We start from the raw sequence: 16,033 nt of genomic DNA, 5'->3' as shown, positions 1-16,033 counted from the left end.
ACAGGAAAGACATGTGGACTTGCGCAATTGAATACTGTAGGAAAGGTAAAAAAAGAGTGATAAAGTCGCTCTTTTTTTTATTGCCAATACGACTAAATGAGGGGGATAAGAATGAAGAAAATTGGTTTAGTACTATTAATTCTTTTGTTCACTTCAAATCTTACTTTACCATACGTAACTCAAGCGATGCAGGAAGGTACACATGTCATTGAACAATGCCTGACACAAGATGAGGAAGGGTCATTTGAGCAGCTTTTAACGAGTGATTGTCTATATACAATAATGAAATCGGAAGGTTTATCTGAAGAGCAATACATTTCTTTTTTTATGGATCAATTTGGGTTGGAAGAAATGGAACTTCGTGAGCGGCTAGCCGTATACATACAAGAAAATTTGCCTTTACATCAAGAAGAGGATCCTCTAGAAGAAGACTTTATTTCAAATGAAGAAAACGACTCGATCTCCGATGACATGTCGGATGCTGATCAATCAATAGAAGAAACAAAGAAAGAGATCATTGACGAGGACGGTGGTGGGGACGAAAAAGAACAACGTACTGAAGACGTTACACTTGAAGAACCAATAAGTGAAGCCTTCGAGGAAGATGTTGGTAACACGACAGGCGAAAATGCGACGGAAGAGGAAACAAACGAAAATGTATCAGAAAACGATACGAAGGTTGGAAACATAGGAAATCAAGTAGAGGTGAAAGTTCCAGAAGATGATAAAATAGCTGATGACCTATCTGAGAAAGAAGTTACTTCTGAACATAGCGTACAAATTGAACGAACAAGTAAAGTACGTTACATTAGTGGGCAAGGAGCTGCGTTTAACATAGCTTGGGGTGGTAGTGAAAACAAGCTGTTTGATCTTAGTAGCCATAAAAGCGCACGCTTTGACGTTCATTTAACGGAGCAAAAGGGTGAAGAGGTATGGTATCAAGGGATGCTTAATGAACAAGAAGTTTGGATTAATGAAAAGCATTTGAACGATCATACCTATATACCGTATAACATCTCTTTAGAAGAAGCGGCTCAGCGTCAGCATGGGGTTTACGCTGTTACGGATACGTATCGTCAATTTGTTTCGGCAGAGTATATTTCTTATAACAGTACAGGGAATTACTACTACGTGAATGCAGACGTGTTAAATGTACGTAGTGGACCAAGTACTGCTTATGCAGTCGTTGACCGTTTAACAAGAGATACAAGAGTAACGGTTCGTGGCAATCCGCAAAATGGATGGTACCAACTCCACTGGGTTCGAGCATCCGTAGAAGATATAGCGTACTACATGAATCCGAATAACTTCATTCATGATGAGAGACAACAATTTCAGTTTCTTGATTTAGCTCAGTCGAGTGGTGTAACGGTAGAAGTGTTAAATCAGTATTTAGAAGGAAAAGGAACACTAAGCGGTCAAGGTCAAGCATTTATTGACGCTGGTCGCATGCACGGTGTAAATGAAATTTATTTGCTTTCTCACGCATTGCTTGAAACAGGTCACGGCACATCATTTCTCGCTTCAGGAAATGAATACAATGGTACAATTGTCTACAATATGTTTGGAATTGGTGCTGTTGATGCATGTCCAAACGAATGCGGACTAGAGCGTGCTTACAATGAAGGTTGGGACTCACCATATAAAGCGATTGTTGGTGGTGCTGGTTATATAGGAAACAGTTATGTGAAAGCAGGACAAAATACGCTGTACAAAATGCGTTGGAACATTGATGGGCTGATTGAGAATGGTCGACCTACTCATCAATACGCGACGGATATTGGCTGGGCGTTTAAGCAAGTAAATAACATGTATAACCTTTATCAAGAAATTGGGTCTTATAATCTCGTATTGGAAATTCCGAGGTTTGATGGATAGTAGAAAAAACCTTCGCTTACATACTGTAAGCGGAGGTTTTCTTTATGCATTTTGGGGTAAACATATAAAATATGCTTTTTTTGGTCAAGTGTCAGTTTTTTTCACAAAATAACGAGTTGTTTTTGACAATGTATAGAAAAGCATCATTATTTATCAAAAAAATATTACATGATCTTCATTCACCTTTTCAATTTAAATGTGTTAGGATGAGGAAACTCGCAAATAATGTGACGATAACAGGATTTTTAAATGGGTAGAACAACATGGAGGAGCAAGTTATGATTAAAGTAAGTGTCATCATCCCAACTTATAACAACAAAGAAGATAAGTTAAACCGAATAGTAGAGTCTTTGAATAAACAAACATTAAATTCCAGTGAGTTTGAAGTCCTGTTTATAGATGATGGGTCGGACGATTTTTCGGCGTTCAGTCGATTAAAAGAAAAAACAAGAGAATATATTCATTATCAAGTTCATAGAATTTCTCCATCAGGTTGGGGAAGTAGGCCGCGAAATAAAGGTACGAAAGTGGCACAAGGAGAATATGTTTTCTTTTGTGATGATGATGACACTATTTTTCCTCAAGCTTTAGAGCGAATGTACAATTTTGCAAAAGACAATGACTTAGATGTTGTTAATCCAAAAGTAATCCGCACAAAAGGATGGGGTTGGGGATGGGAACAATTTAAAGAAAATGTTGTTGGTGCTGAAACCATAGGTGTACAAGCAATGGGTCCGATGACGGTACCCAAATTATATAGAAGAACGTTTATTGAGCAGCATAATCTTTACTTTTATGAAGGAGATAAAGTCTGGTGGGAAGACGTCATGTTCTCTTGTCTCGTCTTTAGCAAGAATCCACGAATAGGCATATTAGCCGATTATCCTGTTTACCATTGGCGAGAACAAAATCATTCAGCTGGTTTTGGCAAAGATCTTGAGTATAAGTGGGAGCAGATCAATAATGTGGCGTCTTCATTTAAAGAAAACCTTAAAGGTGAAGATTTAGATTACATGATAACACATTGGTACAGAACCAGAGTCTTAGGAGCATTAAGAGGGAACTTTCACAAAAAAAGTAAAGATACTCAACAAATTGAGTTCGACAAAGCAATGGAATGGAAAGATCGCTTTGTTGAATCTGCTATTGTGGAGCGTTTAGATACTCGACATAAGATTATTGATTATTTGTTGGGAAAAGGCCGTTTAGATCTTGTAAGAAAGTTCTCCCAATCAAAAGCAGAGACTACATCAAGAAGTTATTTGAGAACTCTTTCGTTTGAAGAAGATTCATTAATAATTACTACAGATGCAGTGGTTACGTATGATGAAGAAAGAAATGTAAACTTTAAGGGAAGCCCTAACGAGGTACAAATTGATTGTCAAGAAGAAATTAAGTCAGTTTTACCTGCGTCATTACTGTATATGAATGAGTTAGATTCAAAGGGGAATCAATACTCGCCTTCTATAAAAGGACGTTTTACAAGAACTACTTGGGAAGTTCAAGACGTGATAGATTCTAAATTCCACTTTGATCAGCATGACTCCTATTTTAATGTTCGTGGTGAGCTTACATTTAGACTAACACTAGATGATTTTATCCAAGATTACGATGATGCGCATCAACCATGGGATCTTTCTACGAAATTTAACTACATGGATGTGGGGGCTCACCGGGCAATAGCAAGTAAGCAGAACTTCAAAAAAGCTGCTATCATTAATGGAAATACGTACGTCGTCTACAAAAACAAATCGGAATTAGTTTCAATCGATTTAAATTCAATCGTCCATAACTTTCTAGCTGTCGCTAAACTTGATTTAGAATCGATGGAAAGACAAGCAGGTTTAATTTCCATCCCGATAAAAAATGTTTATGCATATGGTCAAAGTGAAGTTTCATATGTTGCATCAATTTACAATGATGAAACGGAGGCGTTTGTTGATTCAGAAGCAAGCATTATTGTGGACGGAGACTCAGCTTATTTACAGGTAGATAACACGAACAATTTGAAAGGAAACTGCAAAATTGAAATTGCTTTAGGAGAGAAATCACATGCTTTTGAAGTGAATATATAAGGATATTGTTTAAGAGGGTTGGCATTAATGCCAACCCTCTTAAACGTCTTTAATGAATAACAATTAACCAATAGTGTAAGAAAAATGTGGAGCCTTATTAGTAATATATGAAATTAAACTATGAAAATAGTGTAATATCTATTAAAATCTATGTAGCCACGTAATATAATTCTTAGGAGGAATAGAGTGAAACGGATATGTATGTTAGCCCTAATTTTTACAATCCTCATAAACATGACCCTTCCATCTGTTGGATATGTAAAGACTATACCTGAAGAAAGTATATTTGAAGAAATTGGAATGGATATTGAGAAGGATATCCTGTTAATTGATGAATGCTTTATTGACGAGTACAACCTCAGTTATAAAGAATTTTTAGAAGCTAAAGAGGAAAGGGAACATCTTCACAATACAGAAGATCAATCTTTAGTTGATTGTTTGGTATTGAGCAAACAAAAAGAGATTCAATTCGCTAATGAATCATTGAACGAAGAAAAACATGAGATGGTTAATGAGTCAAGTGAAGAGCTAGCAAAGCAAGAAGACAGTACAGAAGAACAGAACGAAAATGAAGCAATTGAAGAGCAAGAAAAAGACAGTACAAAAGAACAGAACGAAAATGAAGCAATAGAAGAGCAAGAAAAAGACAGTACAAAAGAACAGAACGAAAACGATGTTAGAGAAGAGCAAAAAGAGGACAGTACAGAAGAACAGAACGAAAATGAAGCAATAGAAGAGCAAGAAGAAGACAGTACAGAAGAGCACAACGAAAACGATGCTAGAGAAGAGCAAAAAGAGGACAGTGCAGAGGAGCACAACGAAGCCGATGCTAGAGAAGAGCATGAGTTAGAAAAAAACACTCTAGAAACGGAAAAAAGTGATGAAAAGAAAGAAGAAGATTTGGAATCAACTCTTTTTTGGAGTGCTAGTATACAAACCTTTGCTGAACAGCCTGTAAACAAATTAGGACACATTAATCGTACTGCTACAATTTATAAAGAACTAGGGAAAACTGAAACAGTTAGTACAAACAACTTGTTGCATGCGGTGTACTATGTGAAAAAACAAGCAACATACAATGGTGAACGTTATTATGAATTGAGCAGGAATTGGAATGGAACAGGAGTGGTAGGTTGGGCGAAAGCTTCAGACTTGAGTGTACGTGACCACGTCCTGATTAATCGAGACCAATTCGATATGCAAGTAAAAGGAACTGGAAACGCGTATACGAAAGCATGGGGTGGCTCTCAAGATTTAGTATCGAGCCTGTCTGGAAAACAAGGAACGGTCTTTAAGATCAATCTAACAGAGCAAGTAGGAAATCATACATGGTATCGAGGCACACTAGATGGCCAACAAGTTTGGATACAGAGTACACATGTAGAGAAACCACGGATAGTGGAAGAAGCAACGAACAAATTAGGACACATTAATCGTACTGCTACAATTTATAAAGAACTAGGGAAAACTGAAACAGTTAGTACAAACAACTTGTTGCATGCGGTGTACTATGTGAAAAAACAAGCAACATACAATGGTGAACGTTATTATGAATTGAGCAGGAATTGGAATGGAACAGGAGTGGTAGGTTGGGCGAAAGCTTCAGACTTGAGTGTACGTGACCACGTCCTGATTAATCGAGACCAATTCGATATGCAAGTAAAAGGAACTGGAAACGCGTATACGAAAGCATGGGGTGGCTCTCAAGATTTAGTATCGAGCCTGTCTGGAAAACAAGGAACGGTCTTTAAAATCAATTTAACAGAGCGAGTAGGAAATCATACATGGTATCGAGGCACACTAGATGGCCAACAAGTTTGGATACAGAGTACACATGTAGAGAAACCACGGATAGTGGAAGAAGCAACGAATAAATTAGGACACATTAATCGTACTGCTACAATTTATAAAGAACTAGGAAAAACTGAAACAGTTAGTACAAACAATTTGTTGAACGCGGTATACTATGTGAAAAAACAAGCAACATACAATGGTGAACGCTATTATGAATTGAGCAGGAATTGGAATGGAACAGGAGTGGTAGGTTGGGGGAAAGCCTCAGACTTGAGTGTACGTGACCATGTCCTTGTAAATCGTAATGCCACTACGATGTATGCTATTGGAAGTGGAAATGCCTATTCAAAAGCTTGGGGAGGCTCTCAAGACTTAGTTTACAACCTTTCTAACCGCAAAGGAAAACAGTTTTTAGTCAACCTTACTGAAAGGGTTGGAAATGTAACTTGGCATCGAGGCACACTAGATGGCCAACAAGTTTGGATTCGAGCAAATCATGTTACAACGGACGTAGTGCCAATCGAAAATCACACACGTTATAATATTTCGTTGGAAGAAGCTGTTAATCGACAATTTGGACCATATGCAGTTACCGATACATATACACAGTATGTGTCAGCAGATCATGTAAGCTATTCAAGTGCAAATGGCGGTTTCTATTATGTAGACACACCGGTATTAAATGTTCGAAGTGGTCCTGGAACAGCTTATGCTGTTGTTGATCAGCTTGTTCAGGGAACTAGATTATCTATTCGTAGATCAACAAATGGTTGGTATCAATTAATGTGGGTCAATGCAAAAAAAGAAGATATTGCCTATTACATGAATCCGTTTAATTTTCTTGACGATGCTCGCCAACGTTTTCAATTTCTTGACTTATCCAAGCCTAGTGGTGCATCTGCCAATGTTCTTAATAATTATTTAACTGGGAAAGGTACTTTAAGTAACCAAGGTCAGGCTTTTATAGACGCTGGAATTACGCATGGCGTAAATGACATCTACCTTTTGTCACATGCTTTACTTGAAACGGGTCATGGTACATCTACATTAGCCAGAGGCGTTGAGGTGAATGGAACTGTTGTATACAACATGTACGGTATAGGGGCTCGTGACCATTGTCCAATCGAATGCGGTTCTCAATATGCATACGATCAAGGCTGGGACACCCCGTACAAAGCCATAGTTGGTGGGGCGAGTTTTATAGGGAACAGTTATATAAAAAGCGGACAGAACACTTTATACAAAATGCGCTGGAATCCTGCTGGCCTTGTAAGCAATGGCAGACCAACTCACCAATACGCTACAGACATTGGTTGGGCGTCTAAGCAAGTCCACACTATGTATAATCTTTATCAAGAAATCGGTTCGTATTCTTTAACACTTGATATTCCAGACTATAATGGCTAAATCAAGTTCATCACCTTCGCTTACATACTGTAAGCGGAGGTTTTTGGGTTCAAGAATGATGGAAGAGCAAAGAAGCGTTTTCGTGATTGAAGAGGGATTGACTCTTCGTACACGTGATTATTTGCTTCCCACTTTATAATTAATTCAAGCTGGTCGTCACGATCAAATACTGCATCGGTTGTATGCTTATAGTCGATGGCATCATTATGCCCAAGGTATGTATTCTTCTTACGTGTCTCCGATAAGAGCTTCCCGTGACGGTATAATTCAACGCCAATAAGAGATACGTTCAAATGTCCATGCCAATAAACCTGGCCTACCCAATTCGCTTTTTGTGCGAGAGATTCGTGATTGAAGTCTGCCACCCATAATTCTGTTTCAGACATGCCAACCCACTTAGGTGGCAAGGTGATGGAAATGAGTACCCAGCAACTGAGTGTGAGGAGAATGGCTAACGGGATGAACAATCGTTTCTTTTTCATAATCAACGCTCCTATTACCACAACGCTCTTTAATATGGATGAATGAATCAAGAGCAGAGTCTATGGTTTCATCATAAGCAATGGAGCAAATTGACGTCAATATGACGGACGAAGAGTTTAGAAAAACTTAAGAATTAGTGGATTATTCTTTCTCATTTCATCCAAAAAGAGGCTGGGACATAACTAAAAGTAGTATTCGAAAAGACGAATAGTCTAAAATATACTGAGTAGCACCGCTACAGGAGAATCCTTCGCTTTCCGGGGACACGGCCTCAGCCTCCTCCGTGGAAAACCGCCACTCTAGAGTCTTCAGACACGTGCTGATCCCCCAGGAGTCTTCAGATTCTCCTTCCGCTTATTTTCATATAAAACAAACGACGAACGTTCCTATTTTCAGGAATGTTCGTCATTTTGGTCTGTCTATCTACTTTTGTCCCAGCCTCATTCCAACACTTATTCGTACTGTTTCCATCACGATGAATGGACGGTTGTTTTTCGTTGGTTAATGGTAACGTTTCGATAGCTGTTCACGACAGTACCTGTTAAATCAGTATGATAAAGAACAGATCGTTCTTTTTCAAGGATAAAAGCATAGGTTCTACCTGTATGAGGGTTCGTTACTTCAATCTCTACATCTTCAGCAAATTCAGAGACGAAAATGAACAGGTCTCCTTCTTTATATGAAAGTCTGCGACCGTAGACGCCTGGGTTATCTCCGCCTTTATGCCAAATAAGTTCATTCGTCACATCGGCTTGTTGAAGCGCATAGCGATAAAGCGTTTCAAGCACTTCCGACCGATCGTTTAACTCAACTGGTAAGGGACTCCAAATAAAGGTTCCTTGTCCAAGAGGGAGCGATGTCACTTCGTTTTTGTTCAAACCATTAACCTTTTCTTTTACTAGCTCTGCAATGCGTCTTGCGCCAAAGCTAACTGCGTAAGACGTGCCATTTATCGTTAGCGCTTCTTCTCGTAAAACGTTTTGCCGTGTCGTTTCCCCGATCTCCTTTTTTAGTCGCTCCGAGTGTTTCCAGCTTGCATTCAGTCGTAACGGTCCAGAGAAGAGGAGTGTACCTCCTTGTTGCGTGTAGGTGATGAGCTGTTCAAATGCTGCATCACTAAAATTATGGGCGCTTGGCACGACAACGAGTTTAGGTGGATGTTCCAGCAAGTCATGTAAATGATATTCACTCAAGCCTCTTACGTGGGTATTTAATCCATAGGATAGCGTTCGTACAGCCTTAGTCGTTGCGGCAAAGGCGAGTTTTCGTGTAGAAAAATCGTTTGAATACGGGTAAACCACTGCGACTTCTTCAAGAGTTCGATTGACAAAGAGCGATTTAGACACCTCCATAAAAGCGCCAAAGTCATAGGATACGTCTGCTTCTGGTTTTTCCGTTCCGTCAGCACGTAGCGCTCCGATATTGGACTCATTCACGTTGTCCATGTAGAAGTTCGTATTCCACAGCCACTGTACGGCTCCTGCTCCACCAGTAGAGAAAGCATAGGCATACTTGCGCTCTAAAATAGTGCGTAATTCTTCTTCAGTCCGCTTCGCTAATCCGTCGGGTTGCTCTAGATACATAATGCCTGTTTCTTGGATAAGATTTGGTTTTCCATTTGTTTTCGTAAAGATACCATCCCATACTAGATGATCTTGCTGCCACCAAGTGTGATTCGTTGTATAGTCAACGGTTGAGGCATAGAAGAATGGAGTAGGTCGTTGTGAACATAATGCCTCATCTTGACCAACTGTTATTAATCGATTTGGGTTCATTGCTTGCAATGCGGTTGATAAATCGGATACCCATCGGTTATGCATATCCATCGTAAATAACGTATAGTCGAGCCAAATAAGGTTTTTACTCGGGTTACGCATATCTTGAACATCCATATTCATCTCTGCCTGTTCCGGTGTTGCGATGTAATGGAAATCAGGCAGTTCTGCTGATGAATAATTCCATGCTTCCTGTACACGACGGATCGTTCCGTATTTTTCCCGGGTCCAATCTTGGAAAGCCTTTATCTCATAAGGGTCGCGTGCCGAACGTGGTCCGGAAAAGATACGCTTTGGATCAAACATAGAAGGCTCGTTAATTAAATCCCAGTGTAGATGAGTCGCTTCTGTATAGCGCGACGCTATCGCTGCGATAAATCGTTTCTGCGCTTCAAGGCTTCGTGGATCTAAGTATGGATTGCTTCCTTCCCACGTCTCAGGGGTGAAGGCAAAAAAGGTGAAGCACAGATCAAGCTCATGCTTTTTCGCAGTTAGTACAAAGGCATCGATGGCACGCAGCACTTCTTCATACGGGTGTCCGTCTACAAACATAATTTGGCGCCATGCTGTCCAAATTCCTGAACGAATATGATTAATACCGGCGTTCTTCATCTGTTCCATATCCCGATCCCAGACGTGAGCATTGGGTAGGAATAGAAATTTGCGTGCTACATCTGACGTCATATAGGTCATCCCAACAATTGGAAACGGTTTTCCGTCTTTCTCAAAATAATCCCGATTGGCTTTTAACGGCGTACCAGATGCAAGCAATGTTTCTGAAAACCCCCAAAAACCTTGATTGAGTTCAATCTTTTCTCCTGCGGTGGATGTCGCTTGCATGTCGACAGTGTAAAATCCTTCTTGAACTTGAAAAGGGAGTGTTCTTTTAAGTAAAGACAAATGCAGGGATTGTGTAACATGGATGACGTCTTCGTACAAACAATCCTGATCCTTATTCACACGTAAGTGAAGCGTCCACTCTTTCTCTTGATCAGGACGATGATGCAAAGAAAGACTTTGTAATTGAATCGTAAGAGTCGGCACTTCTTGCGGATAATAACTGGCATAACCCGGTTTAATCCATATCTCCGTAACCCCTTCAGCAGTATACCAAGCAAGTTTGTTTAGTAAATCAATCCCTTGTTCCCAAAACAATGAATCGATTCGTTGATTAAAGAAAATCCACCGTCCGCCTGCAAAGGAGCCTTTCGTATTTTCAATTAAGACGACAGGGGCTGAAATGTTCCGGTTATCAGCTGACTTTCCTACAAGAAGAGGGTAAATGTGCGCATCCATCGGTCCGCTTGATCCGTTCTCTGATGGATGATCATCCTGTTTCGTCACGTGAAGCACAAACCCATAGGTCGGTTGAATGCTAATGGTCTTAACAAATGGCTGTAAGAGCGGGCGGTCGCTTGATGGTACGAGCATTTGCACTTGATCCGTCTGAACCGCTAACGCTTCATGTATTTGAAGTTGCTGATGATAAGCGGTTTGTTCCACTTCAATGTTCCATTCATGATTGTCTTTGTAGACAGGATATCGGAATGGAATATCGCCAATATGTACAAGCCCGCCGCCTGTTTCAAGAAAACGCAGCAGAGACGGCCATGTATCTTTAGGAAAATAGGAACCATGTAAATTAATAAATGTATCATACCGACCGCTATTTAGTGCTTCGTCCATCTCGCTTGTATCAACAACATCAGTAAGTGCGGCTAATTGAGTAGATGATGGACGCACCCCATCAAATGGAAATGTGGAATCGTAAAAAAATAAATAAGACATAACGTGCTCCTTTGTATTAGTTTTTAACAGCGCCTTCTGTTAAGCCAGCGATGAAGTAGCGGCTAAATAAGAGAAAGACAATTAAGATAGGAACAGTGGCCATAAACGTCCCTGCCAGAATCATCGAATAATCGGTATAAAACACATCGTTTAATGTCCGTAAGGCAATCTGGATGGTGTGAACACTCTGGTCCTTTAATACGACAAGGGGCCATAAAAAATCGTTCCATGTATTCATAAACGTGACAATTCCGAGTGTAGCAAGACCAGGTTTGACTGTTGGGAGAACAATATTCCAATACGTGCGAAACGTACTACACCCATCCATCCGTGCTGCTTCCAAAAGCTCATCAGGAATGGCGGAAGAGATATATTGACGCATCCAAAACACACCGAATGCACTAACCATAGCAGGAACAATGACCGCTTGAAGGGTATCAATCCAGCCTAATTGACTAATGATCATAAAAGAAGGAATAAGCCCAAGCTGTGGTGGAATCATCATGGTGGCAAGTAAAAAAACGAACAGCATATTTTTGCCTTCAAAATTCAATTTTGCAAATGCGAACCCAGCCAAGGAACAAAAAAACAACACAGACAACGTGACGGTTCCAGAGATAATAAAGGAATTTAACATCGAGCCAAAGAAATCGATTCGCTCAAATACGTTTCTGGCGTTTTCAAAAAACTGTGTTCCTGGAATCATGGCAGGTGGAAATTGATTGACGGACGTCGTGGAGTTGGACCCAATGACGAACATCCAGTAGAACGGAAATAAAGATACGAGTGAACTCACAATGAGAAAAAGATACAAGAAGATCTTGGATAGTTTCTTTTGACCAACTTCTTTCATTTCAAGCTGTCTCCCTTCTTTTTTAAGTTGATTTAATACGACGTGTAACGATGAGATTGATGAGTGAGACAATCATAATAATTAAAAACAGAACCCATGCAATGGCGGCAGCATAGCCAAAGGAGAATCGTTCAAATGCTTCCTGGTAAAGATAAAGAGTCATCGTTAAGCCTTGTGAATCAGAACCAACTCCAAAGAGCAACGGCTCAGTAAAGACTTGCATGCCTCCAATGGAGGAAAGGAGTACAGTGAAAATAATAATGGGTCGAATCATTGGAATCGTAATATAAAAGAACTGTTGAATTTTATTGGCTCCATCAATCGTAGCGGCCTCGTACAAGTCTTTCGAAATGCTTTGAAGACCAGCTAAATAAATGATGGTGTTATAGCCGACCCAGCGCCACATCACCATGGAAGAGATCGCCACATGTGTGCCAAAGTAAGAACCCTTCCAGTTAATAGGGTCAAGGCCAACTAAGCTAAGGACATAATTGATAATCCCGTATTGGGTACCAAAGATAGCAGAGAAGACGATGGCCACGGCGACAATCGACGTTACGTTTGGCATAAAAATACTTAAGCGAAAGAAGCTTTTTCCTTTTAAAAACGCTTGGTTCAAAATAAACGCAAGCACTAAGGCGACAAAGAGCTGCGGAATGGTGGACAGCGCCCATATGCTAAACGTATTTCCGACTGCTTTCCAAAACAGTGGATCGTTTGTGAACAGACCGATGTAATTTGACAAACCAATAAACTCTCTTTCACCGAGAATGTTCCAACGGTGAAAAGACAAATAGGCTGTGAAAATAAGTGGGAACATCCCGAAAACACCAAATAAGAGGAAAAAAGGAGAAATGTAAAGGTAGCCGGAAATTCGATCTCTCGTTCGTTGATTATATTTCTTCTGTTTTTTCTGTGGTGTATGTGGGTGTTGCTGGCGCACTTCTGTATTCATAGAGTCCATCCCTTCTGATGAATGTTCATAAGAAACAGCGTAAGATGACCTACGCTGTCTCCACTGTTACCTAACGCGACGTTTGACGGTTCACTTCTTGAATGGCACTGTCCCATGCCGCTTCAGGTTCTGCTACACCATCGGCTACAGTTCCAAGAGCATCTTGCATAATCGTGTTAATCGGAGCGGTATCTGGAGCTCGATACACATCTTTAACAAGGGTGGCGGCCTCTGCAAAAATAGCGCCAATATCATCTCGAATAAAGAAGCCGTCATCGAGTTCTTTCACAGCTGGTTCATCATAAATTCCAGGAGTGGAAGGAAAGTTCCCGTTTGCTTCAAAAATATCTAATTGATTATCAGGCGACATGAGCCAAGTGATAAACGCATAGGCTTCTTCTGGATGATCGCTTTGAGACGGAATTGTTAAGAAAGAGCCGCCCCAGTTCCCTGAGCCTTCAGGCATTAACGCGATGTCCCATAAACCAGCAGTATCAGGCGCGTCGTTTTTAATATTTTGCAGCATCCAAGGTGGAAGGAAAACCGTCGCAAAATCACCATTTGCAATGGCTGCACCCCATTCAGGTGTCTGACGTTCAATATTGGCTTGAATGTCCATTGCTTCAATCGACTTATCCCACGCTTTTAAAATTTGTGGGCTATCTTCAATGATTAAGGTGCCGTCTGTTTCAAAATATTGTTTATCCCCTTGCTCACGAATCGCAGAATACATATCTGCTACATCGCTAAACATGAAGCTACCTGTCTCTTCTTTTAACTGCTTACCAGCTTCGATGTAATCGTCCCATGTACCCATTGCTTCAGCAACGTCATCTGGATCTGTAGGTAAGCCTGCTTCTTCGAATAAATCCACACGATAGGCCATGGCCATTGGACCGATATCGGTAGGAATACCGATAACAGAACCGTCATCAGAAGAGGCTTGGTTCCATTTCCAATCGAGATAGTCGCCTTCTAAATCGGCAGCCCCATAATCGGATAGATCGTAGAACAAGTGACTGCTTTCTTTAATACGCTCAAGGTACCCTTCATCTACACCAGAAATATCAGGAGCACCAGAACCAGCAGCAAGTGCGGTAATCAGGTTTTGGTGTGCATCAGCGTATTCAGCCTCTTGAATATTAATGTTGATTCCTGGGTTTTCTTCTTCGTATTGGGCAGCTTTTTCCGCAAACCCCATCCCAGGCCAAAGCCACATTGTTAATGTAATGTCTCCTCCTCCAGTGGACTCACTTGAACTAGAGCCGGAAGAACAAGCCGCCACCAAACCGATACTTCCAATCGCCACTAAAGATTTAAGTACAGAACGAACCATATAAACCCCTCCTGATTTTGTTAGCTTTGTTAGTTTATTTTGTTATTGTTGATAAACATATCACTTCGCAATCAATATGTAAACGCTTTATTTTTAAATAGTAAAAAAACGATGAGACAAGGCTCATCGTTTTTTTGGTGTGTCTATTGATTCGTTAAAAGCGATATCTCCGACTATTAAGAGCTTTTCAGGTGGGTAGTCTCTATTTTTAGCACGCCAGATAAGGCGGTCGACTGCTCGGCGGCCCATCACTTGTTTTAATACTTGAACGGTTGTGAGTGTAGGTGAGAGATGCTTGTCTTCTTCAAGGGAGTCAAAGCCAGTGACTGAAACATTCTTCGGGCATGCCAAGCCGTTCTTTTCTAATAGAACAATCATACGTCTTGCAATGTGATCGTTTGCGCAAACGAAAGCCGTTGGGAAATGAGTAGAATGAATTCCGAGTTCTTCAAAGTGTTGTTGGAGAGCGACTTCCATATCATCGTTGTAAGGAATCGTTAGAACCTTTTGGTTGCCTTGTGCAATCGCTATATCTGCTTTCTCTAACGAATTGCGAAAACCGGTCCAACGCTCGTAGAAGCTTTGGGAATAATGGATATTACCGATAAACAGTAACTGCTTATGTCCCAAACCGATTAAATGATCGGTCATCCGCTCAATACCGCCGAGGTTATCCATGAAGATGCTGTCGGTACGAATAATCCTAGCTTCGTGATCTAATGTAACAATAGGTAGATTGTAAGTGGATAACGCAAGTAAGGTTTGCTCATCTAGCGTTCCGACTGTGATGATGCCAATTAAATTTGCCACATCTACTTTTTTGGTTAAATCCATTTCACTTGTAATGACAATCATACCGGCTTTTTTACTTTGGATATGAAGGGATATGCCTTGGAATACAGTCCCCCAATATGTGTAAGAGATGCTTTGATATTCATAGTTTGGCAGCACAACTAGAATATACCCATTTTCGATTTCTGTCTCTAATGGTAGGCTTGGACCTTCTGAGGGACCATCTTTAGAATAGCCGAGTTGTTTTGCGGTGAATAAAATTTTCTGTCTAGTCGCCTCGCTTACACCAAGCTTATTATTTAATGTTTTTGACACTACGTATTTAGACACACCTACAGTATCGGCAATGACCTGCATGGTAACTTTCCTTTGACTCATATTTACACCGCCTGAACCTGTCTGATTTTGTTAGTTATGTTAGTATTATATCAAATTTTGTTAGTTGTTCATATGTAAGAATGGAAGACAGAAGGTTGAGTAAATCGTCTCTTAGAGGGGGAATAGGACAGAAAAAAACACCCAAAGTCGATGTCCCTATCGAAGGGTGGTTACGCTCATTGGGACAATCAGATGCCCGTAGGTCCGATTCTACCAATCTCTTTATAGATAAGCTAGTTCTTTCGATAGACTGCAACTTAGTTAGAAGATAGCAGAGTTACTCGGTTTAAGCAAGCATTTGCGTAAAGTGAAACAGGGAAATAGAAGGAGTAACTGCGGTTTTACGAGAGTGAAAAACAAAAGAACGATAACTCTTTAATCATTTCTTATATCGTAAAAGGTAAAAAACCAAACTTCTTCTTGATAATGTTGGTCCGATCATATAAGATAAAGACAGCTACTTGGTAATACCGAGTAGCTGCTAAAATCATTACTACTTGGTAATACCATATAGTTAGT

Annotated in this window: 9 protein-coding genes; 3 read left to right on the top strand and 6 right to left on the bottom strand. The window is 40.4% G+C overall.

What is annotated here, in order from left to right; translation table 11 throughout:
• Positions 1 to 111: 111 nt before the first annotated feature.
• From FPV17_RS19650 to FPV17_RS19640, 3 genes are all read left to right on the top strand, one after another.
• Positions 112 to 1,878 carry an N-acetylglucosaminidase gene (locus FPV17_RS19650; protein ID WP_186370670.1) on the top strand — a complete coding sequence of 589 codons (1,767 nt, stop codon included), beginning with the start codon at positions 112 to 114 and terminating at the stop codon, positions 1,876 to 1,878.
• A gap of 278 nt (positions 1,879 to 2,156) precedes the next feature.
• Entirely contained in the window at positions 2,157 to 3,953 is a 1,797-nt protein-coding gene (locus tag FPV17_RS19645; protein WP_186370669.1) for a glycosyltransferase family 2 protein, read from the top strand.
• Positions 3,954 to 4,139: 186 nt separating this feature from the next.
• Positions 4,140 to 7,154 carry an N-acetylglucosaminidase gene (locus FPV17_RS19640; protein WP_144560171.1) on the top strand — a complete coding sequence of 1,005 codons (3,015 nt, stop codon included), beginning with the start codon at positions 4,140 to 4,142 and terminating at the stop codon, positions 7,152 to 7,154.
• A gap of 20 nt (positions 7,155 to 7,174) precedes the next feature.
• Here the strand turns inward: FPV17_RS19640 and FPV17_RS19635 are convergent, their stop codons facing one another.
• The 6 genes from FPV17_RS19635 to FPV17_RS19610 form a co-directional block, all read right to left on the bottom strand.
• Positions 7,175 to 7,636: a hypothetical protein gene (locus tag FPV17_RS19635; RefSeq protein ID WP_144560170.1), complete on the bottom strand. Its 462-nt coding sequence runs from the start codon at positions 7,634 to 7,636 to the stop codon at positions 7,175 to 7,177.
• Positions 7,637 to 8,107: 471 nt separating this feature from the next.
• A complete protein-coding gene (locus FPV17_RS19630; protein WP_144560169.1) occupies positions 8,108 to 11,200 on the bottom strand; it encodes an alpha-amylase family protein in 3,093 nt (1,030 codons plus the stop codon).
• Positions 11,201 to 11,216: 16 nt separating this feature from the next.
• The gene (locus FPV17_RS19625) at positions 11,217 to 12,053 is read right to left on the bottom strand and encodes a carbohydrate ABC transporter permease (protein WP_144560168.1); all 837 of its coding nucleotides are present in this window, start codon (positions 12,051 to 12,053) and stop codon (positions 11,217 to 11,219) included.
• Between the two features lie 22 nt (positions 12,054 to 12,075).
• A complete protein-coding gene (locus tag FPV17_RS19620) occupies positions 12,076 to 13,008 on the bottom strand; it encodes a carbohydrate ABC transporter permease (RefSeq protein ID WP_144560167.1) in 933 nt (310 codons plus the stop codon).
• A 70-nt stretch (positions 13,009 to 13,078) separates the two neighbouring features.
• Positions 13,079 to 14,344: an extracellular solute-binding protein gene (locus FPV17_RS19615; protein ID WP_052007612.1), complete on the bottom strand. Its 1,266-nt coding sequence runs from the start codon at positions 14,342 to 14,344 to the stop codon at positions 13,079 to 13,081.
• A gap of 123 nt (positions 14,345 to 14,467) precedes the next feature.
• A complete protein-coding gene (locus tag FPV17_RS19610; RefSeq protein WP_035393676.1) occupies positions 14,468 to 15,514 on the bottom strand; it encodes a LacI family DNA-binding transcriptional regulator in 1,047 nt (348 codons plus the stop codon).
• Positions 15,515 to 16,033: the final 519 nt, after the last annotated feature.

The organism is Shouchella miscanthi (genome assembly GCF_007725405.1).
GTDB classification, from domain to species: Bacteria; Bacillota; Bacilli; order Bacillales; family Bacillaceae_D; genus Shouchella; species Shouchella hunanensis.
Note: the sequence above shows the minus strand (reverse complement) of the source record. Positions and strands in the feature narration are given on the sequence as shown.